Genomic DNA, 26,439 nt, shown 5'->3' on the forward strand with positions numbered 1-26,439 from the left:
ACGTGTTCACTCTTTGAGACTTGGTATTCATTTTTCGTCTTGCGACGTTAAGAATCCATGTCACTTTGAGTGCCCACACAGATTGTCTGATAAATTGTTAAAGAGCAGTTGCGACGCGCTTTAGCGCTCTGTCGCGAGGTGGCGTATATTACGCTTTCCTCTTTCAGAGTCAACCCTGATTTTCAGGATTTTTCTCTTGGCTGTGACAACCATCTTGTGAAGCGTTTCACTTTGTCGTCTCAACGGAGGCGCATTATAGGGATCCCATTTTTTTGCACAAGCCTTTTTTGGATCTTTTTTTCCGTTTGCTGATTTTTCATCCCTTTCGCTCCATTCATACGCAACTTGGCGAGTTTTTGATAGCTAAAGCACTTGCGCAAGGCCAGAAATGCAACCAAAGTCATCATTACTGTTCTCTTTCCTTGAGGTAAACATGTCTGACGTATTACGTCCTTATAAGGATCTTTTCCCACAGATCGGTCAACGAGTGATGCTCGACAACAGCAGCGTGATCATTGGCGACGTTCGCCTGGCGGACGATGTGGGGATCTGGCCGCTTGTCGCGATCCGTGGCGATGTGAATTACGTTGCGATCGGGGCGCGTACGAATATTCAGGATGGCAGCGTTCTGCACGTCACGCACAAGTCCACCTCCAACCCGGATGGTAATCCGCTCATTGTGGGGGAAGATGTAACGGTTGGCCATAAAGTGATGTTGCATGGCTGTATTATTGGCAACCGCGTTCTGGTCGGTATGGGGTCGATTCTGCTGGACGGCTCGGTGATAGAAGATGACGTAATGATTGGTGCGGGAAGCCTGGTGCCGCAAAACAAACATCTGGAGAGCGGCTATCTCTATTTGGGGAGCCCGGTCAAACAGATCCGCCAGCTAACCGAGGAGGAGAGAGCCGGTCTGCAATACTCCGCCAGGAATTATGTGAAATGGAAAGACGAGTATCTCGCTCAGGGCAACCAGACCCAACCGTGATCGTCTTCTTGCTGGGACTGGATCAGCGCTTCCGCTTCATCTTCCAGATCCCAGCGATGTTCGCAAAAGCGGACTAACCATTGTTCTACCGTCTCGCCACCGAAGCGATTTGCCAGCGTTTCACCCTTAATTGCACACATTAACTGCATACCATTAACCAGCGCAGGAAAGCAGATCGCTTCTTTCTGTGCGTCCCACGCTTCCCGGTCTGGAAACTGGATGGCCTGATTCATGCGGACAATTCCTGTTTGAGACGCGCGATCACCGGTTCAATTTCCGGCAACACGCCGTGCCAGAGCAGAACGGCATGAGCTGCTTGCCCCACTAGCATCCCCAGGCCATCGGCATAGCGTTTCGCGCCCTGGCGTGCACACCACGTGAGAAACGGCGTATTCCCCTTTTGGTAGAACATGTCATAACAACATACGGACGGACGAATGAGCGAAGCAGGGATCGCCGGGATCTCACCGCGAATGCCGCTGGAGGTGGCATTAACGATCAGATCAAACTCATGCCCTTCCAGCTCATCCATACCCAGCGCCTGCACGCTCCCTGTATGAGCAAAAACCTGTGCCAGTTCTTCCGCACGGGATGCCGTCCGGTTGACGATAGTCACACCGCAATCCAAAGAAAGCAGCGGCAACAATACGCCACGCGATGCTCCCCCCGCGCCAATCAGCAGGATACGCTGTCCAGGCTGAATGAATGACAGGCGTTCGAGATCGCTGAGCAGTCCAATGCCATCTGTGTTATCACCCAGCAAACGACCATCATCGAGCCGCTTGATCGTGTTCACCGCACCAGCCAGCGCAGCACGTTCCGTGAGCTCATCGGCGCGGGCAAATGCTTCTTCTTTAAAGGGCACCGTGACGTTCACGCCTTTACCGCCATCGGCAAAGAACGCGTTCAGCGTGTTGATGAAATCATTAACAGGCGCCAGCACACGGCCATACGGATGTACAATTTGCAACTGCTGCGCAAATTGCTGATGAATGAACGGCGATTTGCTGTGCGCGATTGGATTACCAAAAACAGCATAGGTTTCCATCATCTTACCCCTGTCGAAACAACTCGCCCGTCAGGGCATCACGGATTTCCGAAGGATTCAAGCGACCGCCGGTTTCGCCAGGCACCACCGGGAAGTCTGTACCAAACTGTGCGCGGACTTCCTCAACCGTACGGCACGGGGGCAATCCACTCAGGTTGGCGCTGGTTGAAACCAACGGTTTGCCATAAGCCTGGCACAGGGCAACCACCAGCGGATGATCCGTCACGCGCACCGCCAGTGAATCAAAGCGTCCCGTCAACCAACGAGGCGTCGTCGCAGGCGCAGGGAACACAAAGGTCACCGGACCAGGCCAACGAGCAAATACGGCAACACGCTGGGCATCAGTCAGCATACTGTCATCAATATACGGCTTAAGCTGTTCATAACTGGCGGCGATTAAAATTAATCCTTTTTCGACCGGACGCTGTTTTAAGGCCAACAGACGATTAACGGCCACTTCGCTATCGGGATCGCACCCGACGCCGAAGACAGCTTCTGTTGGATAGGCGATGACATTCTCTTTATTCAGTACCTCTATTGCATCCGCAATAGGGTCTGTTTGCAGGTTATTATTCACTGGTTTGTTCCGCCGAAACCGGCTTTCCACATTGTTTACTGGCGCAAAAGTGCTTCACACCCTGCGCGGTTTTCTTTTCGATGAGAAGCGGATAGCGGCATTCAGGACACTCTCCGGCTATCGGTTTGAAATTAATGACAAACTGGCACTCCGGATAGCGATCGCAGGAGTGGAACGTTTTGCCATACCGGGAACGCCGCTGGACCAGATGGCCCGTCTGGCATTGAGGGCAGGTAATTGCAGTTTCATCGGGTTTGTCGATGAGCTCGGTATGCTCACATTCCGGATAGTTGCTACAACCAATAAACATGCCGAAGCGCCCCTGGCGCAACACCAGTTCGGTACCGCAGTCAGGGCAATGTTTCCCCTCCAGAACTTTGACGATATGTCCATCCGCTGAGGATTTCAACGGACGGATATAGTCACATTCCGGATAGTGCGAGCAACCAAGAAACGGACCGTGTTTCCCGGAGCGAATTACCAGTTCAGCCCCGCACTGCGGACAGGGCTCATTTTTACGCACCGAAAACAGTGCTGATTTAGCCATAACAACTCATGCTGAATTAAGGTTGATTAATGCAGCATACCTTCATTCACTTCAAAGAGTAATTCTTCCATTTGCTGATACGCATTTTCACAACCTGGAATGTTGAACAAAACCATCAGTATGACCCACTTCAGATCTTCCAGGTCGAATTCGGCGGTATCCAGCGCGAGCACACGTTCAATCACCATTTCTCGCGTTTCGAGGTTTAGCACCTGAATCTGCTCAAGGAATAACAGGAATCCCCGGCAACTGGCATCCAGTCGGTCACACTCTTCAGGAGTATAGATACGCACAGAGAGAGGATCGGAGGCAAGCTGCATCGGCTCGGCAAGACCTTCCTGGTAGTCAGCAAGCTTTTCCAGCCACAGGAGCGCGTTGTAGATGTCTTCACGATCAAAACCAGCGTCGGTAAGATCCCGTTCAAGTTTGTCCTGATCCACACGTAATTCAGCTTCATTGTGGATATATGTCTCAAACAAATACATTAGTACGTCGAACATGGCATGCCCTCCTCAATCGGACATAGCCGCCGGGTACAACTGCGATCCATCCTGCTAACTCCAGTTCGAGTAGCTGAGCCACTACCTCTGGCACAGGTTGGCCGGCACGTTCAGCGACGACGTCAACAGGTGTTACCTCATCTCCTACGTTAGCCAGGAGCTCGGGAAATGGCAATGCTGCGCCTTCCTGATCTGATGAATAAAGTAATTTTTCAGGCTCATCTGGCAGCCAATGCAAGCCGTACTGCAAATTTTCCATGATTTCCTCCGGAGCCGTCACAAGTGTGGCCCCTTGCTGTACCAGCCAATGCGGTCCTTCACTTCCGGGACTACCGAGAGGTCCGGGCACGGCGAACACCTCTCGCCCTTGCTCCATCGCACAGCGTGCAGTGACCAGCGAGCCGCTGCGCAATGCCGCTTCAATCACCAGCACTCCTTTACTCAGGCCGCTGATAATGCGGTTTCGACGGGGGAAATTGCGCGGTAAGGGCGCCATCATCAACGAAAACTCAGATACCAGCGCGCCTCCCGTTTCCAGTAACGCCTCGGCCATCCCGGCATGCCGTCGGGGATAGATGGCCTGCAGACCGTTTCCTAAGACGGCAACGCTTCTCCCTTTCGCCTGGATCGCCGCCCGATGGGCGATACCATCAATACCTCGTGCCAGACCGCTGGTAATGGTGATCTCCCAACTGGCCAATTTCTCGCAAAACAACTGCCCCCACCGTTCGCCATACCAGGACGGCGTTCGGCTTCCCACTACGGCGAGTTGAAAATCATGAAGACATTGCGGGGAACCGACGACAAAAATCGCGCCGGGATAATCTTCAATAACGCGAAGCTGCGCGGGATAATCTTCACTGTCTGCCAGTAATAAGTGATGGTGCGGCGACTCAAGCCAGCGAAGGGTATTTTCCAGTTCATTCTCGGAAAAGGTTAAAAAACGCGTGGCCTGGGAAGGAGAAAGACCCGCACGCCGCAGTGCAGCGATATCAATATCCGGTTGTGGAATCAGTTCGTGAGCGACTCGCACCATCTCATCGCCGAACAACTCATTCACAGCCATTAAACGTAGCCAAATTTCGGTACGAGTCATCCTTGTCCCCCTGCCACAAGCAGTCTTAGCAATCTTTGCGATTGGTCACTGATGCTGTCAATCAGAGGGGGATTTGTCTAGAATAGAGGTAATAATCTTTCCAACTCCTGAACACAACTCTGGATAACTATGTCAGTTTTGCAAGTGTTACATATTCCGGACGAGCGCCTTCGCAAAGTCGCAAAGCCGGTAGAAGAAGTGAATGCAGAAATTCAGCGTATCGTCGATGATATGTTCGAGACGATGTACGCAGAAGAAGGTATTGGCCTCGCGGCAACGCAGGTTGATATTCATCAGCGGATTATCGTCATTGACGTCTCGGAAAATCGCGACGAACGCCTGGTGCTAATTAACCCGGAACTGCTGGAAAAAGAAGGTGAAACCGGTATTGAAGAAGGTTGTCTGTCTATTCCTGAACAACGCGCTTTAGTGCCACGCGCCGAGAAAGTGAAAGTTCGCGCACTCGATCGCGAAGGTAAACCGTTTGAACTGGAAGCCGACGGCCTGCTGGCTATCTGTATTCAGCACGAAATGGATCACCTGGTCGGTAAACTATTTATCGATTATTTGTCGCCGCTGAAACAGCAACGTATTCGTCAGAAAGTTGAGAAACTCGACCGCCTGAACGCACGAGCTTAAGGACAAGAATCAACGTGTCAGACTCACTACGTATTATTTTTGCGGGTACACCTGACTTTGCAGCGCGTCATCTTGACGCGCTGTTGTCTTCTGGACATCGTATTGTCGGCGTGTTTACCCAACCTGACCGTCCGGCGGGTCGCGGGAAAAAACTGATGCCAAGCCCGGTGAAAGTCCTGGCGGAAGAAAAAGGCATTCCGGTTTTCCAACCCGTCTCCTTGCGCCCACAGGAAAACCAGCATCTGGTTTCTGACCTGAACGCAGACGTTATGGTCGTCGTAGCGTATGGCCTGATTCTGCCGAAAGCCGTGCTGGATATGCCACGTCTCGGCTGCATTAACGTGCACGGTTCTCTGCTTCCGCGCTGGCGTGGTGCAGCCCCTATTCAACGTTCGCTCTGGGCGGGCGATGCTGAAACGGGCGTCACCATTATGCAGATGGATGTAGGTCTGGATACGGGCGATATGCTCTACAAACTCGCCTGTCCCATCACCGCGCAAGACACCAGCGGCACGCTGTACGACAAGCTTGCGGATCTTGGCCCGCAGGGACTGATTGAAACGCTGAAGCAATTAGCGGAGGGCCGTGCAACCCCCCAAGTGCAGGATGAAGCGCAGGTCACACACGCAGAGAAGCTCAGTAAAGAAGAAGCGCGTATTGACTGGTCGCTTTCTGCGGCACAACTGGAACGTTGCATTCGTGCATTCAATCCCTGGCCAATGAGCTGGCTGGAAGTTGATAGCCAGCCGATAAAAGTCTGGCAGGCATCCGTGATAGAGACGCCGACGCAGGCGGAACCGGGTACTATCCTTGAAGCCACAAAACAAGGCATTCAGGTTGCGACTGGCTGCGGGATCCTGAACTTACTCTCATTGCAACCCGCCGGGAAAAAAGCGATGAGCGCCCAGGATCTTCTAAATTCACGTCGTGAATGGTTTATTCCTGGCAACCGTCTGGCCTGACGGTCACTTCTTATGATGCCCGGTGTTACCGGGCCTTTTTATTTTTGCGGTTATGAATAAGAAACTTAACTTACGCAGTATGGCGGCGCAGGCCGTTGAACAGGTCGTCGAACAAGGACATTCACTGAGCAATGTCCTGCCGCCGCTACAACAAAAACTCGCCGATAAAGATAAAGCGTTGCTACAGGAACTCTGTTTTGGGGTTCTGCGCACGCTGTCTCAACTCGACTGGTTGATCAACAAACTGATGTCCCGCCCAATGACGGGAAAACAGCGCACCGTGCACTACCTGATTATGGTGGGATTCTATCAATTACTGCATACCCGTATTCCTCCGCATGCAGCACTCGCGGAAACGGTCGAAGGCGCCGTAGCGATAAAGCGCCCGCAGCTTAAAGGGCTGATAAACGGTGTCCTGCGTCAGTTCCAGCGTCGGCAGGAAGAACTGCTCGCGGAATTCGCCAGCAGCGACGCGCGTTTTCTGCACCCTGCCTGGCTACTGAAACGCCTGCAAAAAGCCTATCCCACCCAATGGGAAGCCATTGTCGACGCCAATAACCAGCGCCCTCCGATGTGGCTACGCGTAAACCGCACACACTATTCGCGCGACAGTTGGCTGGCACTGCTCGAAGACGCCGGGATGAAAGGTTTCCCCCATCCAGACTATCCCGATGCCGTCCGTCTGGAAACGCCGGCACCGGTCCATATGCTTCCGGGGTTCGATGAAGGATGGGTCACCGTTCAGGACGCCTCTGCTCAAGGGTGCGTAACCTTCCTTGCCCCGCAAAACGGCGAGCATATTTTAGATCTGTGCGCAGCGCCAGGTGGTAAAACGACGCATATCCTCGAAGCAGCCCCCGAAGCAAACGTGCTGGCAGTGGATGTGGATGAACAGCGACTCTCCCGTGTTTATGACAACCTGAAACGTCTCGGGATGAAAGCGACGGTCAAACAGGGTGACGGGCGTTTCCCTGCACAGTGGTGCGGCGAGCAGCAGTTTGATCGTATTCTGCTGGATGCGCCCTGCTCCGCAACGGGGGTTATCCGTCGTCACCCGGATATCAAATGGCTCCGCCGCGATCGCGATATTGCCGAACTGGTAAATCTACAGGCTGAAATTCTCAATGCCGTCTGGCCGCATCTGAAATCCGGCGGTACGCTGGTCTATGCCACTTGTTCCGTGCTGCCAGAAGAGAACAGCATGCAGGTTCGCGCCTTCTTACAGCGCACGGCGAATGCCATGCTGAGCGAGACAGGTACACCCGAAATGCCGGGTCTGCAAAATCTGCCGGATACAGAAGACGGTGATGGCTTCTTTTACGCTAAGCTAATCAAAAAGTGATGGGATAACGGGTCACGACTGATGAAAATAATCATTCTGGGCGCAGGCCAGGTGGGTGGAACGCTGGCAGAGAACCTGGTCGGCGAGAACAATGACATCACCGTAGTCGATACCAACGGTGAACGTCTGCGTAACCTGCAGGATAAGTTCGATCTGCGTGTCGTTCAGGGACATGGCTCTCATCCTCGCGTGTTACGTGAAGCCGGGGCGGATGATGCGGATATGCTGGTTGCCGTGACCAGCTCTGATGAAACGAATATGGTTGCCTGCCAGGTTGCCTATTCGCTGTTTAACACGCCGAACCGAATCGCCCGTATCCGCTCCCCTGATTATGTCCGTGATGCGGACAAATTGTTCCACTCAGAAGCCGTACCAATCGATCACCTGATCGCGCCCGAGCAGTTGGTCATCGACAGCATTTATCGACTGATCGAGTATCCAGGCGCGTTACAGGTCGTCAACTTCGCAGAAGGGAAAGTGAGCCTTGCCGTTGTAAAAGCCTATTACGGCGGCCCACTGATTGGGAATGCGCTCTCAACGATGCGGGAGCATATGCCGCATATCGATACCCGCGTTGCGGCGATTTTCCGTCACGACAGACCGATCCGCCCACAGGGCTCCACCATTGTGGAAGCAGGAGACGAAGTTTTCTTCATTGCTGCTTCCCAGCATATTCGTGCGGTGATGAGTGAACTGCAACGCCTCGAAAAACCTTACAAGCGCATCATGTTGGTTGGTGGCGGTAACATCGGGGCAGGTCTGGCGCATCGTCTTGAAAAAGATTACAGCGTGAAATTGATCGAACGCGATCAGCAGCGCGCTGCCGAACTGGCCGAAAAACTGCAGAATACGATCGTCTTCTTTGGCGACGCCTCGGATCAAGAATTGCTGGCCGAAGAGCATATCGATCAGGTCGATCTGTTTATTGCCGTTACCAACGACGATGAAGCTAACATCATGTCAGCGATGTTGGCTAAGCGGATGGGGGCGAAAAAAGTGATGGTGCTGATCCAACGCCGCGCTTATGTCGATCTTGTTCAGGGGAGTGTCATTGATATTGCAATCTCTCCCCAACAAGCAACCATTTCAGCACTCCTCAGCCATGTACGAAAAGCAGACATTGTTGGCGTCTCTTCATTGCGTCGTGGCGTAGCGGAAGCGATTGAAGCCGTTGCTCACGGTGATGAAAGTACCTCACGCGTTGTCGGCCGGGTCATTGACGAGATTAAACTGCCGCCTGGCACGATCATTGGCGCGGTAGTGCGTGGCAACGATGTGATGATCGCCAATGACAACTTACGCATCGAACAAGGCGATCACGTCATTATGTTCCTGACGGATAAAAAGTTTATTACCGACGTCGAACGATTATTCCAGCCAAGTCCTTTCTTTCTTTAACATTGAAGGGTGCATTATTCGCACCCTTTTTAATCCCCTGATTTATCAAGGTTTAATTCATACGGTTAATCTCAATACTTAAATGGCAAATGCCTTAACATTTGTTAAACTTATTAACGTCAGCTGCATAGGGAGAATATAATGAGCATTATTAAAGAGTTTCGCGAATTCGCGATGCGCGGGAATGTTGTCGATTTGGCGGTGGGTGTCATTATCGGTGCGGCGTTCGGTAAAATTGTATCGTCACTGGTTGCCGATATCATCATGCCGCCGCTGGGTCTGTTAATTGGTGGGATAGACTTTAAACAGTTTGCCGTTACATTACGCGATGCGCAGGGCGATATCCCGGCCGTTGTGATGCATTATGGCGTGTTTATTCAGAACATCTTCGACTTTGTGATTGTGGCGTTTGCTATTTTCATGGCAATTAAGCTCATTAACAAACTCAATCGTAAGAAAGAAGAGCCGGCGGCTGCGCCTGCGCCGACGAAAGAAGAAGTCTTGCTTACTGAGATCCGTGACCTGCTGAAAGAACAGAATAACCGTTCTTAACAGACGGCAGAAAGCAGAAGGCCAGTGGTAAAAAAGTGATTCACTTTCTTGCCACTGGCCTCCCAGTTACCCCGGTTACCGTGTTTGCCTTTACGTAAATAACTCCCTTTCCCTTTCTTATTCTTTTCAACACGCTGTCTGAATAGCGGGTCATGCAATAATGCCTCAATGGCATTGTCCTTTATCTGCCCTTTCGTATGCTGATAACGACTCATAACAACTCCAGTTTATGGTTTAACGGCGGGAGTTTAGTCCTGCCTGTCTGATAAATCAACAGCCCGATTTCACTCCACTGGCTCCCTGCTCAAGGGCTTCCAGGATTGAGCAGTACACACTGCTATGTGCAGTACCACAGCAGGCATCGTTCAGACGCTGCAATGAACGCTGCATGCTTTGCAGTTCGGCAATACGCGCTTCAACTTCTTTCAGTCTGTCCTGAACGATCCCTTTTGATTCCTGACAGGTGTGATGTTCGGGATCGATGCGGATCGACAACAATTCACGGATCGACTCAAGGGTAAAACCGAGCTGTCGGGCATAGCGTATAAATTTAAGCCGCTGGAGATCTTTCTCCGTATACAACCGAAAACCGCCTTCTGTACGCACCTCATGTTCCATCATCTGCTGCTTTTCGTAGTAGCGGATCGTATCAGGGGTCACTTCCGCCAGCTTTGCTAACTCACCAATGCGATACATGTCCACTCCATTAATTGTCGTTAATTTTATGCAGCAACTTATCTGCATACTCACCGCGTAAAAATTGTGTGCTAAGACCGGCTTGTCGAAGCTTCAGCTCCAGCAGTGACAAACGTCGACTCACTTCCTGATACTGCGGATCATCCTGACGAACGCCTTTGAGCAGATCCAATAACTGGATGGCCTCTTTGCGCTGCTCCAGTTCGGGCGGCAGGCAGCCTGCGTTCTTCAGTAAACGATAACCGGCACGTAGCTCAGCGGGCACATGTGAATCATCATCCAGCACCAACGGTTCGCCAGCCCCGCGAAGATCCTCGAACTCGCCTTTTCTTTGTGCATCAATGATATGACGCTCTGCCCACTGGTCCAGTAACCACATAATGTCTCCAGGGGATGAACAAAAAGAGTACAGATATTGTAGATAAGTGGGGGTTCTGCGGATATAAAAAAACCCGCCGGGGCGGGTTTTTTTACGTTACTACAGATTACTCTGCAGCAGCTTCTGCTTTCGACTCAGAGCGATCAACCAGCTCGATGTATGCCATCGGCGCGTTGTCGCCTGCACGGAAGCCACACTTCAGAATGCGAGTGTAACCACCGGCGCGGCTCGCGAAACGCGGGCCCAGCTCGTTAAACAGTTTTGCCACGATCTCGTTATCACGAGTGCGGGCGAATGCCAGACGACGATTAGCTACGCTATCAGTCTTGGCAAGAGTAATCAGCGGCTCAACTACGCGACGCAGCTCTTTCGCTTTAGGCAGGGTCGTCTTGATGATTTCATGACGAACCAGTGAACCTGCCATGTTGCGGAACATAGCCTGGCGATGGCTGCTGTTGCGGTTCAGTTGACGACCACTCTTACGATGGCGCATGACCTTATCCTTCTCAGTAAAACCTTAACCTGTGATCCGGTTACTCGTCAGCGATGCTTGCCGGTGGCCAGTTTTCCAGGCGCATGCCCAGAGACAGCCCACGGGAAGCCAGCACGTCTTTAATCTCAGTAAGAGATTTTTTACCAAGGTTAGGCGTCTTAAGAAGCTCAACCTCAGTACGCTGTACCAGATCACCGATATAGTGGATAGCTTCTGCTTTAAGGCAGTTAGCAGAGCGGACAGTCAATTCCAGATCGTCAACAGGGCGCAGCAGGATCGGATCGAATTCTGGTTTCTCTTCTTTCACTTCCGGCTGACGTACATCACGTAAGTCAACGAAAGCTTCCAGTTGTTCAGCCAGAATGGTCGCCGCACGACGAATCGCCTCTTCAGGATCGATTGTGCCGTTGGTTTCCATTTCGATGACCAGCTTGTCCAGGTCGGTACGCTGTTCTACACGCGCTGCTTCAACATTGTAGGCAATACGCTCTACAGGGCTGTAGCATGCGTCGACCAGCAGACGGCCGATTGGGCGCTCATCTTCTTCCGAATGAATTCGGGTAGAAGCCGGCACATAACCACGACCGCGCTGAACTTTGATACGCATGCTAATAGACGCGTTCTCATCGGTCAGGTGGCAGATCACGTGCTGCGGCTTGACGATTTCGACATCCCCATCATGGGTAATGTCGGCTGCAGTCACAGGGCCAATGCCAGATTTATTCAAGGTAAGAATAACTTCATCTTTACCCTGAACTCTCACCGCCAGCCCTTTCAGGTTGAGCAGGATTTCAAGGATATCTTCCTGAACGCCTTCTTTGGTGCTGTACTCATGTAGTACACCATCAATCTCAACCTCGGTCACCGCGCAACCCGGCATCGATGAGAGCAGAATACGGCGCAGTGCGTTACCCAGAGTATGGCCGAAGCCACGCTCTAAAGGCTCAAGGGTCACCTTGGCGTGCGTCGAACTCACTTGCTCGATATCTACCAGGCGCGGTTTTAGAAACTCTGTCACAGAACCCTGCATTGTGTCCTCTCTTTGGTACTAAGCTTTACTTGGAGTAAAGCTCGACGATCAGGTGTTCGTTAATGTCCGCAGACAGATCAGAACGCTCAGGCTTACGCTTGTACGTACCTTCCATCTTGCCAGCATCAACTTCCAGCCAGGTTGGCTTTTCACGCTGCTCAGCCAGCTCCAGAGCGGCTTTCACGCGAGACTGCTTCTTCGCTTTCTCACGAATGCTAACAACGTCATTCGGACTAACCTGATAAGAAGCGATGTTAACAACACGACCGTTTACCATAATCGCTTTGTGGCTAACCAGCTGACGTGCTTCTGCACGAGTGGCGCCGAAGCCCATACGGTATACAACGTTGTCCAGACGACCTTCCAGCAGAGCCAACAGGTTTTCACCGGTGTTGCCTTTCAGACGTGCTGCTTCTTTGTAGTAGTTACGGAACTGACGCTCCAGCACACCGTAGATACGGCGAACTTTTTGCTTTTCACGCAACTGCACACCATAGTCAGACAGACGCGGTTTACGCGCACCGTGCTGGCCAGGAGCTTGTTCAATTTTACACTTGGTATCGATCGCGCGAACGCCAGACTTAAGGAATAAGTCGGTGCCCTCACGACGGCTCAGCTTGAGCTTAGGACCCAAATATCTTGCCATTTTCTTTCTCCAACAAACCTGGAAAACGAAGCGTTATACGCGACGTTTTTTCGGCGGACGACAACCGTTATGAGGGATCGGAGTCACATCAGTAATATTAGTGATGCGGAAACCAGCGGCGTTCAGAGCACGAATAGTAGATTCGCGGCCTGGACCCGGACCTTTAACCATAACTTCCAGATTCTTGATACCGTATTCTTTTACGGCGTCAGCGCAACGCTCTGCTGCAACCTGAGCTGCGAACGGAGTAGATTTGCGAGAACCACGGAAACCGGAACCACCGGCTGTTGCCCAACCCAGCGCGTTACCCTGACGATCAGTGATAGTCACGATGGTGTTGTTGAAAGAAGCATGGATATGAGCCACGCCGTCAGAGACTTGTTTTCTTACACGTTTACGTGCACGAATTGGTGCCTTTGCCATTATTCAATCACCCCGATTATTTCTTGATCGGTTTGCGCGGACCCTTACGGGTACGTGCGTTGGTCTTAGTACGCTGACCGCGCACTGGCAGACCACGACGATGACGCAAACCGCGATAGCAACCAAGATCCATCAGGCGCTTGATGCTCATGCTGATTTCACGGCGCAGATCACCTTCAACGACAAATTTGGCAACTTCGTCACGCAGCGTGTCGATTTGTCCTTCAGACAGCTCACTGATCTTAACATTTTCAGCGATACCCGCTGCAGCCAGGATGGCTTTAGAACGGGTCTTACCGATGCCATAGATCGACGTTAACGCGATCACAGCATGTTTTTGATCAGGAATGTTAATGCCTGCTATACGGGCCACTATGCACTCCTACTATTTAATATGTACGCACCATGCTGAAAAGCCCGTTTTCAGGATACTCAAATGGAAACGTACAGACATACAAAAGATTGGCTGGCTAATCTAGCCAGCTCAACCCAACTTTGCAAGAAAAATATGCGAATAAATCAGCCTTGGCGCTGTTTATGCTTCGGCTCGGCACTGCAAATCACACGGATGACACCATCACGCTTAACGATTTTGCAGTTACGGCATAATTTCTTGACGGAAGCACGAACTTTCATTTTTACTCTCCGTAACTTCTCGGGCGACCAATTATCGGCCGTAGCCTTTCAGGTTCGCCTTCTTCAATGCAGACTCATACTGACTAGACATCATCAGAGTTTGCACTTGAGCCATAAAGTCCATAATCACGACAACAACGATAAGCAGTGAGGTCCCACCAAAGTAGAACGGTACTTTCATTGCATCACGCATGAACTCCGGGATCAGGCAGATAAAAGTAATATAGAGCGCACCAACCAAAGTCAGGCGGGTCATTACTTTATCGATATACTTCGCCGTTTGCTCTCCCGGACGAATTCCTGGTACAAATGCACCGGACTTCTTCAGGTTATCTGCTGTTTCACGCGGGTTGAAGACCAACGCCGTGTAGAAGAAACAGAAGAAGATGATTGCAGACGCATAGAGTAACACATAAAGCGGTTGCCCAGGCTGCAAATACAGCGAAATTGTTGTCAGCCAGTTCCAACCAGTCCCGCCCCCGAACCATGACGCGATGGTTGCCGGGAACAGAATAATACTGGAAGCGAAGATTGCCGGGATTACCCCCGCCATATTCACTTTCAGCGGTAAATGTGTGCTCTGTGCAGCATAGACACGACGACCTTGCTGACGTTTGGCGTAGTTTACCACAATGCGGCGTTGACCACGCTCAACAAATACAACAAAGAACGTCACTGCAAATACTAATACTGCAACCAACAGCAACACGAGGAAGTGCAGGTCGCCTTGACGCGCTTGCTCGATAGTATGGGCAATGGCTGGCGGGAGTCCCGCAACAATACCGGCGAAGATAATGATCGAGATACCGTTACCGATACCACGTTCAGTGATCTGTTCACCCAACCACATCAGGAACATCGTTCCTGTGACCAGACTGACAACAGCGGTGAAGTAGAATGCAAAGCCCGGGTTCATCACCAGGCCTTGCATACCCGGCATATTCGGCAGACCGGTAGCAATACCGATCGACTGGAATATTGCCAGCACCAGAGTACCGTAACGGGTGTACTGGCTGATCTTACGACGACCAGACTCCCCTTCTTTCTTAATTTCAGCTAACGTTGGATGAACCACCGTCAGAAGCTGGATAATAATGGATGCCGAAATGTACGGCATGATACCCAGAGCAAAGATAGAAGCACGGCTGAGAGCACCACCAGAGAACATGTTAAACATTTCAATGATGGTGCCTCGCTGTTGCTCAAGCAGTTTGGCAAGTACAGCGGCATCAATACCAGGGATCGGAATAAAAGAGCCAATACGGAACACAATAAGCGCACCGATAACAAACAGCAGTCTGCGTTTCAGCTCGCCTAAGCCACCTTTGGCACTTTGAAAATCTAATCCCGGTTGTTTAGCCATCTGCTACTTATTCCTCGATTTTACCGCCAGCAGCTTCGATAGCAGCACGAGCGCCTTTAGTAACACGCAGGCCACGAACAGTTACCGGAGTTGTAACTTCACCAGCCAGGATCACTTTCGCGAACTCGATCTGGATACCGATAATGTTAGCCGCTTTCAGCGTGTTCAGGTCTACAACACCGCCTTCTACTTTAGCCAGGTCAGACAGACGAACTTCGGCTGTAATCGCTGCTTTACGAGAAGTGAAGCCGAATTTCGGCAGACGACGATACAGAGGCATCTGACCGCCCTCAAAACCGCGACGTACGCCACCGCCAGAACGAGACTTCTGACCTTTGTGACCACGACCACCGGTTTTACCGAGGCCAGAACCGATACCACGACCCAGGCGTTTACCCGCCTTTTTGGAGCCTTCGGCCGGAGACAGAGTATTTAAACGCATCTCTTACTCCTCAACTTTAACCATGAAGGAAACCGCGTTGACCATACCACGAACAGCAGGAGTATCCTCGCGCTCTACGGTGTGACCAATACGACGCAGACCCAGGCCAAGCAGCGTTGCCTTGTGTTTCGGCAGACGACCGATTGCACTGCGGGTTTGAGTAATTTTAATAGTCTTTGCCATGGTTTATTTCCCCAGAATTTCTTCAACGGATTTACCACGCTTGGCAGCGACCATTTCTGGAGAATTCATATTTTCCAGGCCATCAATAGTTGCACGAACCACGTTGATCGGGTTGGTGGAACCATATGCTTTAGCCAGAACGTTATGAACTCCAGCAACTTCCAGAACGGCGCGCATTGCACCACCGGCGATGATACCGGTACCTTCGGAAGCTGGCTGCATGAATACACGAGAACCCGTGTGAACACCTTTAACCGGGTGTTGCAGGGTGCCGTTGTTCAGCGCGACGTTAATCATATTGCGACGGGCTTTTTCCATCGCTTTCTGGATCGCTGCTGGAACTTCACGCGCTTTACCGTAACCAAAACCAACGCGACCGTTACCATCGCCTACTACAGTCAGAGCTGTGAAGGAGAAAATACGACCACCTTTTACGGTTTTAGATACGCGGTTTACCGCGATCAGCTTTTCCTGCAGTTCGCCAGCTTGTTTTTCGATGTGAGCCATCTTACACCTCTACCTTAGAACTGAAGGCCAGCTTCACGGGCAGCATCTGCCAGTGCCTGGACACGACCATGATATTGGAACCCGGAACGGTCAAAGGACACATCTTTGATGCCTTTTTCCAGAGCGCGTTCAGCGACAGCTTTACCCACAGCTGCAGCCGCGTCTTTGTTACCGGTGTACTTCAGTTGTTCAGCGATAGCTTTTTCTACAGTAGAAGCAGCTACCAGAACTTCAGAACCGTTCGGTGCAATTACCTGTGCGTAAATATGACGCGGGGTACGATGTACCACCAGGCGAGTTGCGCCCAGCTCTTTGAGCTTGCGGCGTGCGCGGGTCGCACGACGGATACGAGCAGATTTCTTATCCATAGTGTTACCTTACTTCTTCTTAGCCTCTTTGGTACGCACGACTTCGTCGGCGTAACGAACACCCTTGCCTTTATAAGGCTCAGGACGACGGTAGGCACGCAGATCTGCTGCAACCTGGCCGATTACCTGCTTATCAGCGCCTTTCAGCACGATTTCAGTTTGCGTCGGACATTCTGCAGTAATCCCTGCCGGCAGTTGATGGTCAACTGGGTGTGAGAAACCTAAAGACAGGTTTACTACATTCCCTTTAACCGCTGCACGATAACCTACACCAACCAGCTGCAGCTTCTTAGTGAAGCCTTCGGTAACACCGATAACCATTGAGTTCAGCAGGGCACGCGCGGTACCAGCCTGAGCCCAACCGTCTACGTAACCATCACGCGGACCGAAGGTCAGTGCATTATCTGCATGTTTAACTTCAACAGCATCGTTGAGAGTACGAGTCAGCTCGCCGTTTTTACCTTTGATCGTAATAACCTGACCGTTGATTTTTACATCAACGCCGGCAGGAACAACGACCGGTGCTTTAGCAACACGAGACATTTTTTCCTCCGATTAGGCTACGTAGCAGATAATTTCGCCACCAAGACCAGCCTGGCGCGCTGCACGATCAGTCATAACACCTTTAGAGGTAGAAACAACCGCGATACCCAGACCCGCCATAACTTTCGGCAGCTCATCTTTACGTTTGTAGATGCGCAGACCTGGGCGACTGACACGCTGAATGCTTTCTACAACAGCTTTACCCTGGAAATACTTAAGAGTCAGTTCCAGTTCCGGCTTGGTGTCGCCTTCAACTTTAAAATCTTCAATAAAACCTTCTTCCTTCAGCACGTTGGCAATTGCCACTTTCAGCTTGGAGGAAGGCATGGTGACCGCAGCTTTGTTCGCGGCCTGACCGTTACGGATACGGGTCAGCATATCCGCGATCGGATCTTGCATGCTCATCTGTCTTTACTCCCGTGATTCAATTGGTGACAATTACCAGCTAGCCTTTTTCAAGCCTGGTACTTCACCGCGCATAGCGGCTTCACGTAGCTTGATACGGCTCAACCCGAACTTGCCCACATAGCCATGTGGACGACCTGTTTGACGGCAGCGGTTACGCTGACGAGACGGGCTGGAATCACGCGGCAGAGACTGCAGCTTAAGAACAGCGTTCCAACGATCTTCGTCGGAAGCGTTCACATCAGAGATGATCGCTTTCAGTTCAGCGCGTTTCGCGAAGTATTTATCAGCTAAAGCTACGCGTTTTACTTCGCGTGCTTTCATTGATTGCTTAGCCATTCAGTAACCCTACCTTACTTGCGGAACGGGAAGTCAAAGGCAGCCAGCAGAGCACGGCCTTCTTCGTCAGATTTCGCAGTAGTGGTAATGGTAATATCCAAACCACGAACGCGGTCGACTTTATCGTAGTCGATTTCTGGGAAGATGATCTGCTCACGGACACCCATGCTGTAGTTACCACGACCATCGAATGACTTAGCGGACAAGCCACGGAAGTCACGGATACGCGGTACAGCAATAGTGATCAGGCGCTCAAAGAACTCCCACATGCGTTCGCCACGCAGAGTTACTTTACAGCCGATCGGATAGCCCTGACGGATTTTGAAGCCTGCAACAGATTTGCGTGCTTTGGTGATCAACGGTTTTTGACCGGAGATTGCTGTCAGATCAGCTGCTGCGTTATCCAGCAGTTTCTTGTCAGCGATCGCTTCACCAACACCCATGTTCAGGGTGATCTTCTCGACCCGAGGGACTTGCATGACAGAATTGTAGTTAAACTCAGTCATGAGTTTATTAACTACTTCGTCTTTGTAGTAATCATGCAGTTTCGCCATCGTACTACTCCAAATTACTTGATAGTTTCGCTGTTAGACTTGAAGAAACGGACTTTTTTGCCGTCTTCGAATCTAAAGCCTACACGGTCAGCCTTGCCGGTTGCCGCATTGAAGATTGCAATGTTAGAGATCTGAATAGCTGCTTCTTTCTCTACAATGCCGCCTGGTTGGTTCAGAGCCGGAACCGGCTTCTGGTGTTTCTTAACCAGGTTGATACCTTCAACGATGACCTTGCCGGAAGACAGGACATTCTTAACTTTACCGCGTTTACCTTTATCTTTACCGGTTAACACGATAACTTCGTCATCACGACGGATTTTCGCTGCCATGATTCGCTCCTTAGAGTACTTCTGGTGCCAGAGAGATAATTTTCATGAACTTCTCGTTACGAAGTTCACGAGTTACCGGCCCAAAAATACGCGTACCGATAGGCTGCTCGCTGTTATTGTTTAAAATAACGCATGCATTACCATCGAAGCGAATGACAGAACCGTCCGGGCGACGAACACCCTTCTTGGTGCGCACCACTACCGCCTTCAGCACATCACCTTTTTTGACCTTACCACGCGGAATTGCTTCTTTGATGGTGATCTTGATGATGTCGCCTACGCCTGCGTAGCGACGGTGCGAGCCACCCAGAACCTTGATACACATTACGCGACGTGCACCGGAGTTGTCGGCGACGTTCAGCATAGTCTGTTCTTGGATCATTTTAGTGCTCCGCTAATGTCAACTACTACTGAGACCCGAAATCAGGTCGTTAAAAAAGCCCCATATCGAGGGCGCGGCATTATAACACCGGTTCCTGCATATGGGTAGAAAAAATAAACGGCCCATCGCTGAGCCGTTTATTCGTTGAGAACGCGTACTGTATTACAGAACGGCTTTCTCTACAACGCGAACCAACGTCCAGGACTTAGTCTTGGACAGTGGACGGCATTCACGGATTTCAACCTTGTCGCCGATACCACATTCGTTGTTCTCGTCATGTACGTGCAGTTTGGTCGTACGCTTAATGAATTTACCGTAGATCGGGTGTTTCACAAAACGTTCGATAGCAACAACAATGGATTTCTCCATTTTGTCGCTAACAACGCGACCTTGCAGAGTACGGATTTTATCGGTCATTACGCACCCGCCTTCTCAGTCAGTAAAGTCTTAACGCGTGCGACATCACGACGCACTTGCTTCAACAGGTGAGACTGTTGCAGCTGGCCACTTGCAGCCTGCATACGCAGGTTGAACTGCTCGCGCAGCAGGTTCAGCAGCTCGGTGTTCAGCTCTTCAACACTCTTCTCACGCAGCTCTTTTGCTTTCATTACATCACCGTCTTAGTTACAAAGGTGGTTTTAATCGGCAGTTTCGCTGCTGCCAGCTTGAATGCTTCACGGGCCAGCTCTTCCGGTACGCCGTCCATTTCATACAGGACTTTACCCGGCTGAATCAAGGCAACCCAATACTCCACGTTACCTTTACCTTTACCCATACGCACTGCCAGCGGCTTTTCAGTGATCGGTTTGTCCGGGAATACACGGATCCAGATCTTACCTTGACGCTTAACTGCACGGGTCATAGCACGACGTGCTGCTTCGATCTGACGGGCAGTCAGACGACCACGGCCAACAGCTTTCAGACCGAAGCTGCCGAAGCTAACATCCGCGCCAGCAGCCAGACCGCGGTTACGGCCTTTGTGCATTTTACGGAATTTTGTACGCTTTGGTTGTAACATCAGCGACGCTCCTTATTTACGGCCTTTACGCTGCTGCTTTTTAGGTTGAGCAGCCGGTTTTTCCGGTTGTTCAACAGCAGCCATACCACCCAGGATCTCGCCTTTGAAGATCCATACCTTAACGCCGATTACACCGTAAGTGGTGTGCGCTTCAGAGGTGTTGTAGTCGATGTCAGCACGCAGAGTGTGCAGCGGTACGCGACCTTCACGGTACCATTCGGTACGTGCGATTTCCGCGCCGCCCAGACGGCCGCTAACTTCAACTTTGATCCCTTTAGCGCCCAGACGCATTGCGTTCTGTACAGCACGCTTCATCGCACGACGGAACATAACACGACGTTCCAGCTGAGAAGTGATGCTGTCAGCAACCAGTTTTGCGTCCAGTTCAGGTTTACGAACTTCGGCGATATTGATCTGTGCAGGAACGCCAGCGATATCCGCTACGACCTTACGCAGTTTTTCTACGTCTTCACCTTTCTTACCGATAACGATGCCCGGGCGAGCAGTGTGAATAGTCACACGGATGCTCTTAGCCGGACGCTCGATAACGATACGAGATACAGACGCTTTAGCCAGTTCCTTAGTCAGGTACTGACGTACTTTAAAATCGCTGTCCAGGTTGTCAGCGAATTCTTTGGTGTTCGCAAACCAGGTAGAGTTCCATGGTTTTACAATACCCAGGCGAATACCATTAGGATGTACTTTCTGACCCATTGCTAGTCTCCAGAGTCTCAGCGATCGGACACAACCACAGTGATGTGGCTGGTGCGCTTCAGGATGCGATCTGCACGACCTTTTGCACGCGGCATAATGCGCTTCATGCTCGGGCCTTCGTCTACGAAAATTTTCGTAACTTTCAGATCGTCAATGTCAGCGCCATCGTTGTGTTCAGCGTTAGCAATGGCAGATTCCAGTACCTTCTTGACCAGTACAGCCGCTTTCTTATTGGTGTAGGTCAGAATATCCAGAGCCTGCGACACTTTCTTACCGCGAATCAGGTCAGCAACAAGGCGAACCTTCTGAGCAGAAGAACGAGCATGGCGATGTTTAGCGATAGTTTCCATCTCTTCCTCCTACCTTATTTCTTCTTCGCTTTTTTATCAGCAGCATGGCCGCGATAAGTACGAGTCGGTGCGAATTCACCCAGTTTGTGACCGACCATTTCATCGGTTACAAATACTGGAACGTGCTGACGACCATTATGGACAGCGATGGTCAAACCGATCATGTTAGGAAAGATCGTTGAACGACGGGACCAAGTGCGCAGGGGCTTCTTGTCTCCGCTTTCCACCGCTTTCTCTACCTTCTTCAGCAAGTGCAGGTCAATAAAAGGACCTTTCTTGAGAGAACGTGGCATGGCTTATCCTCTAAAATTATTTGCTACGGCGACGTACGATGAATTTATCAGTACGCTTGTTGCTGCGGGTCTTCTTACCTTTGGTCTGAACGCCCCACGGAGTTACCGGGTGCTTACCAAAGTTACGACCTTCACCACCACCATGTGGGTGATCGACTGGGTTCATCGCGGTACCGCGAACGGTCGGACGAACACCACGCCAGCGTGCAGCACCTGCTTTACCCAGAACGCGCAGCATATGCTCAGCATTGCCAACTTCGCCCAGAGTTGCACGGCAGTCTGCTTCGACTTTACGCATTTCACCAGAACGCAGACGCAGGGTGACATAAGCACCATCACGAGCAACGATCTGAACGTAAGTACCCGCGGAACGTGCCAGCTGACCGCCTTTACCTGGTTTCATTTCTACGTTATGAACGGTAGAACCAACCGGGATATTGCGCATCGGCAGGGTGTTGCCGGGTTTGATTGCAGCATCAACGCCAGACTGAATCTGGTCGCCAGCTTTCAGGCCTTTAGGGGCCAGGATGTAACGGCGCTCACCGTCTTTGTACAGAACCAGCGCGATGTTCGCGGAACGGTTCGGATCGTACTCAAGACGTTCAACAACTGCCGGAATACCATCTTTGTTGCGTTTGAAGTCAACAATACGGTACGCCTGCTTGTGGCCACCACCGATATGACGAGTGGTGATACGGCCATTGTTGTTACGACCACCGGATTTGCTGTTTTTTTCCAGCAACGGAGCAAAAGGTTTGCCCTTGTGCAGCTCAGGGTTAACCACTTTAACTACGTGGCGACGACCCGGAGATGTCGGTTTACATTTAACAACTGCCATTGTATTACTCCTCCGACTTACTCAGCGCCGCCAACGAAGTCCAGATTCTGGCCTTCTTTCAGGGTGACGTAAGCTTTTTTCCAGTCGCTACGACGACCGATACGCTGTCCGTGACGTTTAACTTTCCCTTTAACAACCAGGGTGTTAACGACTTCGACTTCGACTTCAAACAGTTTCTGCACAGCAGCTTTGATCTCTGCTTTGGTCGCGTCTTTAGCAACTTTGAGAACGATGGTGTTAGTTTTTTCCATCGCAGTAGACGCTTTTTCAGAAACGTGCGGTGCACGCAGCACCTTCAGCAGACGTTCTTCACGAATCATGCCAGCATCTCCTCAACTTGCTTAACAGCATCAGCAGTCATTACGACTTTGTCGAAGGCGATCAGGCTAACCGGGTCGATACCAGTTGCATCGCGTACGTCAACCTTGTGCAGGTTGCGCGCAGCCAGGAACAGGTTTTCGTCCAGCTCACCGGTGATGATCAGCACATCTTCCAGAGCCATGTCTTTCAGTTTCTGAGCCAGCAGCTTAGTTTTAGGCGCTTCTACAGAGAACTTCTCGACAACGATCAGACGATCCTGACGTACCAGTTCGGACAGAATGCTTTTCAGCGCGCCGCGGTACATCTTTTTGTTTACTTTTTGACTGTGGTCCTGCGGACGAGCAGCGAAGGTTACGCCACCAGAACGCCAGATCGGGCTCTTGATAGAACCTGAACGCGCACGGCCGGTACCTTTCTGGCGCCACGGCTTTTTGCCTGAACCAGTTACTTCAGCACGAGTCTTCTGAGCACGAGTACCCTGACGAGCACCAGCTGCATAAGCAACAACAACCTGGTGAACCAGCGCTTCGTTGAAATCACGACCGAAGGTAGTTTCGGAAACAGTCAGCGCGCTCTGCGCGTCTTTCAATACTAATTCCATTGCTATCCCCTTACGCCTTCACAGCTGGTTTAACGATCAGGTCGCAACCGGTCGCACCCGGAACACCACCTTTCACCAGCAGCAGGTTGCGCTCAGCGTCAACACGTACTACGTCCAGGCTCTGAACGGTGACACGTTCGTTGCCCAGCTGACCTGCCATTTTCTTGCCTTTGAACACTTTGCCCGGAGTCTGGTTCTGACCGATAGAACCCGGAACACGGTGAGACAAGGAGTTACCGTGAGTCGCGTCCTGGGTACGGAAGTTCCAGCGCTTAACGGTACCTGCGAAACCTTTACCTTTAGAGGTACCGGTTACGTCAACTTTTTTAACGTCAGCAAACAGTTCAACGCTAATGCTCTGACCAACAGTGAATTCTTCACCATCTGCCAAACGGAACTCCCACAGGCCGCGGCCAGCTTCTACGCCAGCTTTAGCAAAGTGACCAGCTTCCGGTTTGGTTACACGGTTAGCTTTTTTAGCACCCGTGGTAACCTGAATAGCGCGGTAGCCATCGCTAGCCAGATCTTTAACCTGAGTAACGCGGTTTGCTTCAACTTCGATTACGGTTACTGGGATAGATACGCCATCTTCAGTGAAGATGCGGGTCATACCCACTTTTTTACCGACTAAACCAATCATTGTATCAACCTCTCAATCGCTCGATGACCTGATTAACCCAGGCTGATCTGCACGTCTACACCGGCAGCCAGGTCCAGACGCATCAGAGCATCAACGGTTTTTTCAGTTGGCTCAACGATGTCAACCAGACGCTTGTGAGTGCGAATTTCGTACTGATCACGCGCGTCTTTGTTAACGTGCGGGGAGATCAGAACGGTAAAGCGCTCTTTGCGGGTCGGCAGCGGGATCGGACCACGGACTTGCGCACCAGTGCGCTTAGCAGTCTCGACGATTTCCGCGGTTGATTGATCGATCAGACGATGATCAAACGCTTTCAGGCGGATACGGATTCTTTGGTTCTGCATGAGACCAGAGCTCCAATTATTTTATAAACGAAAATGATTACTCCTCAGACCCATTACGATTGATGGGAGAGTGTAACCGTTCTTACGTAGCTCCCCGATTGGGAGCATTGTTAGATAACCAAATCGGTTATCCGAGGTTCAAATTGAACCTGCCGTCGATTAAGACAAGCCCGCGCATTATACGCAAATATCAGTCTGAAGCAAGTGTCGCGTAGATATTAATCACTTCGGCCGTAATGCGAACAGGGTTCCGGGCTTTTTGGTTATGAAGGAAACGCCGCGGATATGCTGGAAGACGTCCCTCAATATTTATAACAACGCGTTGCTCCCTTATCAGCCTTCTTTAAAGTAGCGCCATGGTTGATGGAGGATGACATGATATCTGCTACCCTGCCCTTTATGCTGCTGTATACCGCATTGTCTGTGTCTCTGAGTTTCTGCGATATGTGCAGCGGACGACTGCCAGACCGGTTTACCTGTCCGTTACTGTGGGGCGGACTCCTTTTTCATCTGTACATCATTCCGACACAACTTGCCGATGCCGTATGGGGCGCCATCGCCGGGTACGTCGGCTTTGCCTTTATCTACTGGAGTTATCGGCTGGTTCGTAAACGAGAAGGGCTCGGCTATGGTGATGTGAAATTGCTTGCCGCACTCGGTGCCTGGCATGGGTGGATGTCGTTACCTTTTTTAATCTTTTGGGCGGCGCTGCTGGGATGTTTCGGTATCGTAGCCGTGGGGATAGTTTATGGAAAGTCAGCATTAAAAAACCCGCTGCCTTTTGGGCCATTTCTGGCAGCTGCGGGTTTCATCACCGGATATTACCGTTTCACCTCTGGGGTGATTAACTGGTCACTTTAATCTGCGACTGCAGGTAATTCTGCAGGCCAATTTTCGAGATGAGATCCAGTTCTGTCTCCAGCCAGTCGATATGTCCTTCTTCATCGGCAAGGATTTCGATCATCATATCCCGACTGACATAATCATGAACGGTATCGGCATAGGCGATAGCTTCACGTAAGTTTTTGGCACCTTCGAGTTCTAACCGGAGATCGGACTGCAGCATCTCTTCGACATCCTCGCCAATCCCCAATTTGCCGAGATCCTGCAGATTCGGGATCCCTTCCAGAAACAAAATACGCTCGATATATTTGTCCGCGTGTTTCATCTCATCGATGGATTCATGGTACTCGACGTCATTGAGGCGTGTCAGACCCCAGTTTTTGAACATACGTGCATGGAGAAAATACTGGTTGATCGCGACAAGCTCATTTCCCAACAGTTTATTGAGATAATTTATGATTTTAACATCACCTTTCATTTTATAGTCCCTCCGCTTCCACTCTCCAGAGCATAGATGGGGCTACAGGGATGTCAAAAAAAAGAGTGTGACTCAGGCGATCTCTTTAAATTCTGGCATTTGCATTAATTCATCCTGCATGATTTCGCGTGCCGCGCGAACGCATTTACCGCATTGATTTCCAACAGGAATAAATTTGCGTAACTGCTGGAAGGATTGAGGATGAAACTGACGTACCGCCTGGCGAATTTTTTTATCACTTACACCATTACACAAACAAACGTACATGATCGCTCCCGTTCAATTTCTGCGCAAAGTGTAAATGAGAATAGTTATGATTACAATAGCACAATTCTCACTACGTAACGGGAGCGGAGTTAAAATTGCGAAGAAATGTGACAAGCCAAATAACGGGCAGCAAAAAGGGCGCCGAAGCGCCCTTTTTAGTGCAGAACTAATAAGTGATTATTAGCTCATTACTTTAGCAACAACGCCCGCACCTACAGTACGGCCGCCTTCACGGATTGCGAAACGCAGACCGTCGTCCATCGCGATCGGGTGGATCAGGGTAACAACCATTTTGATGTTGTCGCCCGGCATTACCATCTCAACGCCTTCCGGCAGTTCGATGGTGCCAGTCACGTCAGTTGTAC

47 protein-coding genes and 1 pseudogene are annotated in these 26,439 nt (G+C 51.0%); 7 read left to right on the plus strand and 41 right to left on the minus strand.

Annotation, left to right across the window (positions count from 1 at the left end):
• Positions 1-239 precede the first annotated feature (239 nt).
• On the minus strand, positions 240-407 hold the full coding sequence (locus KE671_RS22140) for a hypothetical protein (protein ID WP_206164762.1): 168 nt from the start codon (positions 405-407) through the stop codon (positions 240-242).
• Between the two features lie 26 nt (positions 408-433).
• On the opposite strand from KE671_RS22140, the gene KE671_RS22145 reads away from it, so the two are divergent.
• Positions 434-988 (plus strand): gamma carbonic anhydrase family protein, encoded by a 555-nt coding sequence (locus KE671_RS22145; RefSeq protein ID WP_206164763.1) that lies wholly within the window; start codon positions 434-436, stop codon positions 986-988.
• Here the strand turns inward: KE671_RS22145 and KE671_RS22150 are convergent.
• Genes KE671_RS22150 through dprA form a run of 6 tightly spaced genes read right to left on the minus strand, consistent with a single transcriptional unit; the run spans position 964 to position 4,756 of the window.
• Positions 964-1,221, minus strand: a complete 258-nt coding sequence (locus KE671_RS22150) for a DUF1488 domain-containing protein (protein ID WP_206164764.1) — start codon at positions 1,219-1,221, stop codon at positions 964-966. The genes KE671_RS22145 and KE671_RS22150 overlap by 25 nt on opposite strands.
• A complete protein-coding gene (gene aroE, locus KE671_RS22155) occupies positions 1,218-2,036 on the minus strand; it encodes a shikimate dehydrogenase (protein ID WP_206164774.1) in 819 nt (272 codons plus the stop codon). The genes KE671_RS22150 and aroE overlap by 4 nt, the downstream gene beginning before the upstream one ends.
• Positions 2,037-2,040: 4 nt before the next feature.
• Positions 2,041-2,613, minus strand: coding sequence for an L-threonylcarbamoyladenylate synthase type 1 TsaC (gene tsaC / locus KE671_RS22160; RefSeq protein ID WP_206164765.1), 573 nt, complete (start codon positions 2,611-2,613; stop codon positions 2,041-2,043).
• Entirely contained in the window at positions 2,606-3,160 is a 555-nt protein-coding gene (locus KE671_RS22165; RefSeq protein ID WP_206164766.1) for a DNA topoisomerase family protein, read from the minus strand. The genes tsaC and KE671_RS22165 overlap by 8 nt, the downstream gene beginning before the upstream one ends.
• Before the next feature lie 26 nt (positions 3,161-3,186).
• Positions 3,187-3,660: a DUF494 family protein Smg gene (gene smg, locus KE671_RS22170; RefSeq protein WP_012908442.1), complete on the minus strand. Its 474-nt coding sequence runs from the start codon at positions 3,658-3,660 to the stop codon at positions 3,187-3,189.
• Positions 3,632-4,756, minus strand: coding sequence for a DNA-protecting protein DprA (dprA, locus tag KE671_RS22175; RefSeq protein ID WP_206164767.1), 1,125 nt, complete (start codon positions 4,754-4,756; stop codon positions 3,632-3,634). Before dprA ends, smg begins: the two co-directional genes overlap by 29 nt.
• A 129-nt stretch (positions 4,757-4,885) precedes the next feature.
• Between dprA and def the strand changes: the two genes are divergently transcribed.
• From def to mscL, 5 genes are all read left to right on the plus strand, one after another.
• Entirely contained in the window at positions 4,886-5,395 is a 510-nt protein-coding gene (def, locus tag KE671_RS22180; protein ID WP_042326273.1) for a peptide deformylase, read from the plus strand.
• A gap of 14 nt (positions 5,396-5,409) precedes the next feature.
• Positions 5,410-6,357 carry a methionyl-tRNA formyltransferase gene (gene fmt, locus KE671_RS22185; RefSeq protein ID WP_206164768.1) on the plus strand — a complete coding sequence of 316 codons (948 nt, stop codon included), beginning with the start codon at positions 5,410-5,412 and terminating at the stop codon, positions 6,355-6,357.
• A 52-nt stretch (positions 6,358-6,409) separates the two neighbouring features.
• Positions 6,410-7,699, plus strand: coding sequence for a 16S rRNA (cytosine(967)-C(5))-methyltransferase RsmB (gene rsmB, locus KE671_RS22190; protein WP_206164769.1), 1,290 nt, complete (start codon positions 6,410-6,412; stop codon positions 7,697-7,699).
• 21 nt (positions 7,700-7,720) lie between these two features.
• Positions 7,721-9,097 carry a Trk system potassium transporter TrkA gene (trkA, locus tag KE671_RS22195; RefSeq protein WP_206164770.1) on the plus strand — a complete coding sequence of 459 codons (1,377 nt, stop codon included), beginning with the start codon at positions 7,721-7,723 and terminating at the stop codon, positions 9,095-9,097.
• A gap of 141 nt (positions 9,098-9,238) precedes the next feature.
• Positions 9,239-9,649 carry a large-conductance mechanosensitive channel protein MscL gene (mscL, locus tag KE671_RS22200; protein WP_042326268.1) on the plus strand — a complete coding sequence of 137 codons (411 nt, stop codon included), beginning with the start codon at positions 9,239-9,241 and terminating at the stop codon, positions 9,647-9,649.
• On the opposite strand, the gene arfA is transcribed toward mscL, so the two are convergent.
• The 31 genes from arfA to rpsJ all read right to left on the minus strand — a co-directional run bounded on the left by arfA (position 9,646) and on the right by rpsJ (position 24,486).
• Positions 9,646-9,864 (minus strand): alternative ribosome-rescue factor ArfA, encoded by a 219-nt coding sequence (gene arfA / locus KE671_RS22205; RefSeq protein ID WP_042998373.1) that lies wholly within the window; start codon positions 9,862-9,864, stop codon positions 9,646-9,648. The two genes, mscL and arfA, sit on opposite strands and share 4 nt — an antisense overlap.
• Positions 9,865-9,919: 55 nt before the next feature.
• A complete protein-coding gene (zntR, locus tag KE671_RS22210) occupies positions 9,920-10,345 on the minus strand; it encodes a Zn(2+)-responsive transcriptional regulator (protein WP_152400210.1) in 426 nt (141 codons plus the stop codon).
• Positions 10,346-10,355: 10 nt separating this feature from the next.
• Positions 10,356-10,724, minus strand: coding sequence for a DUF1992 domain-containing protein (locus KE671_RS22215; RefSeq protein ID WP_206164771.1), 369 nt, complete (start codon positions 10,722-10,724; stop codon positions 10,356-10,358).
• A 106-nt stretch (positions 10,725-10,830) separates the two neighbouring features.
• On the minus strand, positions 10,831-11,217 hold the full coding sequence (gene rplQ / locus KE671_RS22220; RefSeq protein ID WP_001216372.1) for a 50S ribosomal protein L17: 387 nt from the start codon (positions 11,215-11,217) through the stop codon (positions 10,831-10,833).
• 40 nt (positions 11,218-11,257) lie between these two features.
• Positions 11,258-12,247, minus strand: a complete 990-nt coding sequence (locus KE671_RS22225) for a DNA-directed RNA polymerase subunit alpha (RefSeq protein ID WP_001162094.1) — start codon at positions 12,245-12,247, stop codon at positions 11,258-11,260.
• A 25-nt stretch (positions 12,248-12,272) separates the two neighbouring features.
• Positions 12,273-12,893 (minus strand): 30S ribosomal protein S4, encoded by a 621-nt coding sequence (gene rpsD, locus KE671_RS22230; RefSeq protein WP_000135226.1) that lies wholly within the window; start codon positions 12,891-12,893, stop codon positions 12,273-12,275.
• Positions 12,894-12,926: 33 nt separating this feature from the next.
• A complete protein-coding gene (gene rpsK / locus KE671_RS22235) occupies positions 12,927-13,316 on the minus strand; it encodes a 30S ribosomal protein S11 (protein WP_001029684.1) in 390 nt (129 codons plus the stop codon).
• 16 nt (positions 13,317-13,332) lie between these two features.
• A complete protein-coding gene (rpsM, locus tag KE671_RS22240) occupies positions 13,333-13,689 on the minus strand; it encodes a 30S ribosomal protein S13 (RefSeq protein ID WP_012908431.1) in 357 nt (118 codons plus the stop codon).
• A gap of 146 nt (positions 13,690-13,835) precedes the next feature.
• The gene (gene rpmJ / locus KE671_RS22245; protein WP_000868187.1) at positions 13,836-13,952 is read right to left on the minus strand and encodes a 50S ribosomal protein L36; all 117 of its coding nucleotides are present in this window, start codon (positions 13,950-13,952) and stop codon (positions 13,836-13,838) included.
• A 31-nt stretch (positions 13,953-13,983) separates the two neighbouring features.
• On the minus strand, positions 13,984-15,315 hold the full coding sequence (secY, locus tag KE671_RS22250) for a preprotein translocase subunit SecY (protein ID WP_001118864.1): 1,332 nt from the start codon (positions 15,313-15,315) through the stop codon (positions 13,984-13,986).
• Between the two features lie 7 nt (positions 15,316-15,322).
• Complete coding sequence (rplO, locus tag KE671_RS22255; protein ID WP_001238917.1) at positions 15,323-15,757, minus strand: 50S ribosomal protein L15; 435 nt, start codon at positions 15,755-15,757, stop codon at positions 15,323-15,325.
• Between the two features lie 3 nt (positions 15,758-15,760).
• Positions 15,761-15,940 carry a 50S ribosomal protein L30 gene (gene rpmD / locus KE671_RS22260; RefSeq protein ID WP_001140434.1) on the minus strand — a complete coding sequence of 60 codons (180 nt, stop codon included), beginning with the start codon at positions 15,938-15,940 and terminating at the stop codon, positions 15,761-15,763.
• 3 nt (positions 15,941-15,943) lie between these two features.
• Positions 15,944-16,447 carry a 30S ribosomal protein S5 gene (gene rpsE / locus KE671_RS22265; protein ID WP_000940121.1) on the minus strand — a complete coding sequence of 168 codons (504 nt, stop codon included), beginning with the start codon at positions 16,445-16,447 and terminating at the stop codon, positions 15,944-15,946.
• Positions 16,448-16,461: 14 nt separating this feature from the next.
• Positions 16,462-16,815, minus strand: coding sequence for a 50S ribosomal protein L18 (rplR, locus tag KE671_RS22270; protein ID WP_000358956.1), 354 nt, complete (start codon positions 16,813-16,815; stop codon positions 16,462-16,464).
• A 9-nt stretch (positions 16,816-16,824) separates the two neighbouring features.
• Positions 16,825-17,358 carry a 50S ribosomal protein L6 gene (gene rplF / locus KE671_RS22275; protein WP_012135817.1) on the minus strand — a complete coding sequence of 178 codons (534 nt, stop codon included), beginning with the start codon at positions 17,356-17,358 and terminating at the stop codon, positions 16,825-16,827.
• A gap of 12 nt (positions 17,359-17,370) precedes the next feature.
• Positions 17,371-17,763 (minus strand): 30S ribosomal protein S8, encoded by a 393-nt coding sequence (gene rpsH / locus KE671_RS22280; protein WP_000062611.1) that lies wholly within the window; start codon positions 17,761-17,763, stop codon positions 17,371-17,373.
• A gap of 33 nt (positions 17,764-17,796) precedes the next feature.
• Entirely contained in the window at positions 17,797-18,102 is a 306-nt protein-coding gene (gene rpsN, locus KE671_RS22285; protein ID WP_001118929.1) for a 30S ribosomal protein S14, read from the minus strand.
• Between the two features lie 14 nt (positions 18,103-18,116).
• On the minus strand, positions 18,117-18,656 hold the full coding sequence (gene rplE / locus KE671_RS22290) for a 50S ribosomal protein L5 (RefSeq protein ID WP_001096206.1): 540 nt from the start codon (positions 18,654-18,656) through the stop codon (positions 18,117-18,119).
• Between the two features lie 14 nt (positions 18,657-18,670).
• Positions 18,671-18,985 (minus strand): 50S ribosomal protein L24, encoded by a 315-nt coding sequence (rplX, locus tag KE671_RS22295; RefSeq protein ID WP_015962742.1) that lies wholly within the window; start codon positions 18,983-18,985, stop codon positions 18,671-18,673.
• Positions 18,986-18,995: 10 nt separating this feature from the next.
• On the minus strand, positions 18,996-19,367 hold the full coding sequence (rplN, locus tag KE671_RS22300; protein ID WP_000613954.1) for a 50S ribosomal protein L14: 372 nt from the start codon (positions 19,365-19,367) through the stop codon (positions 18,996-18,998).
• Positions 19,368-19,529: 162 nt separating this feature from the next.
• The gene (rpsQ, locus tag KE671_RS22305) at positions 19,530-19,784 is read right to left on the minus strand and encodes a 30S ribosomal protein S17 (protein ID WP_002438707.1); all 255 of its coding nucleotides are present in this window, start codon (positions 19,782-19,784) and stop codon (positions 19,530-19,532) included.
• A complete protein-coding gene (gene rpmC / locus KE671_RS22310; protein WP_000644742.1) occupies positions 19,784-19,975 on the minus strand; it encodes a 50S ribosomal protein L29 in 192 nt (63 codons plus the stop codon). The genes rpsQ and rpmC overlap by 1 nt, the downstream gene beginning before the upstream one ends.
• Positions 19,975-20,385, minus strand: a complete 411-nt coding sequence (gene rplP, locus KE671_RS22315; RefSeq protein WP_000941208.1) for a 50S ribosomal protein L16 — start codon at positions 20,383-20,385, stop codon at positions 19,975-19,977. Before rplP ends, rpmC begins: the two co-directional genes overlap by 1 nt.
• Before the next feature lie 12 nt (positions 20,386-20,397).
• Positions 20,398-21,099, minus strand: a complete 702-nt coding sequence (gene rpsC / locus KE671_RS22320; protein ID WP_000529945.1) for a 30S ribosomal protein S3 — start codon at positions 21,097-21,099, stop codon at positions 20,398-20,400.
• A 17-nt stretch (positions 21,100-21,116) separates the two neighbouring features.
• Positions 21,117-21,449, minus strand: coding sequence for a 50S ribosomal protein L22 (rplV, locus tag KE671_RS22325; protein ID WP_000447529.1), 333 nt, complete (start codon positions 21,447-21,449; stop codon positions 21,117-21,119).
• Positions 21,450-21,463: 14 nt separating this feature from the next.
• Entirely contained in the window at positions 21,464-21,742 is a 279-nt protein-coding gene (gene rpsS / locus KE671_RS22330) for a 30S ribosomal protein S19 (RefSeq protein ID WP_001138117.1), read from the minus strand.
• A gap of 16 nt (positions 21,743-21,758) precedes the next feature.
• Entirely contained in the window at positions 21,759-22,580 is an 822-nt protein-coding gene (gene rplB / locus KE671_RS22335) for a 50S ribosomal protein L2 (RefSeq protein WP_000301864.1), read from the minus strand.
• Positions 22,581-22,597: 17 nt separating this feature from the next.
• The gene (gene rplW / locus KE671_RS22340) at positions 22,598-22,900 is read right to left on the minus strand and encodes a 50S ribosomal protein L23 (protein WP_000617546.1); all 303 of its coding nucleotides are present in this window, start codon (positions 22,898-22,900) and stop codon (positions 22,598-22,600) included.
• A complete protein-coding gene (gene rplD / locus KE671_RS22345; protein WP_000424395.1) occupies positions 22,897-23,502 on the minus strand; it encodes a 50S ribosomal protein L4 in 606 nt (201 codons plus the stop codon). Before rplD ends, rplW begins: the two co-directional genes overlap by 4 nt.
• 10 nt (positions 23,503-23,512) lie before the next feature.
• A complete protein-coding gene (gene rplC, locus KE671_RS22350; RefSeq protein ID WP_206164772.1) occupies positions 23,513-24,142 on the minus strand; it encodes a 50S ribosomal protein L3 in 630 nt (209 codons plus the stop codon).
• A gap of 32 nt (positions 24,143-24,174) precedes the next feature.
• Entirely contained in the window at positions 24,175-24,486 is a 312-nt protein-coding gene (gene rpsJ, locus KE671_RS22355; RefSeq protein ID WP_001181005.1) for a 30S ribosomal protein S10, read from the minus strand.
• Positions 24,487-24,864: 378 nt separating this feature from the next.
• Between rpsJ and KE671_RS22360 the strand changes: the two genes are divergently transcribed.
• Complete coding sequence (locus KE671_RS22360; protein ID WP_206164775.1) at positions 24,865-25,347, plus strand: prepilin peptidase; 483 nt, start codon at positions 24,865-24,867, stop codon at positions 25,345-25,347.
• Here the strand turns inward: KE671_RS22360 and bfr are convergent.
• The 3 genes and pseudogenes from bfr to tuf form a co-directional block, all read right to left on the minus strand.
• Positions 25,331-25,807 carry a bacterioferritin gene (gene bfr, locus KE671_RS22365; protein ID WP_042326254.1) on the minus strand — a complete coding sequence of 159 codons (477 nt, stop codon included), beginning with the start codon at positions 25,805-25,807 and terminating at the stop codon, positions 25,331-25,333. The two genes, KE671_RS22360 and bfr, sit on opposite strands and share 17 nt — an antisense overlap.
• Positions 25,808-25,879: 72 nt before the next feature.
• Positions 25,880-26,074, minus strand: coding sequence for a bacterioferritin-associated ferredoxin (gene bfd / locus KE671_RS22370; protein ID WP_206164773.1), 195 nt, complete (start codon positions 26,072-26,074; stop codon positions 25,880-25,882).
• A gap of 180 nt (positions 26,075-26,254) precedes the next feature.
• A pseudogene (gene tuf, locus KE671_RS22375) lies at positions 26,255-26,439 on the minus strand (elongation factor Tu); the annotation flags it as partial.

Source organism: Citrobacter amalonaticus (assembly GCF_018252635.1).
Lineage (GTDB): Bacteria > Pseudomonadota > Gammaproteobacteria > Enterobacterales > Enterobacteriaceae > Citrobacter_A > Citrobacter_A amalonaticus_E.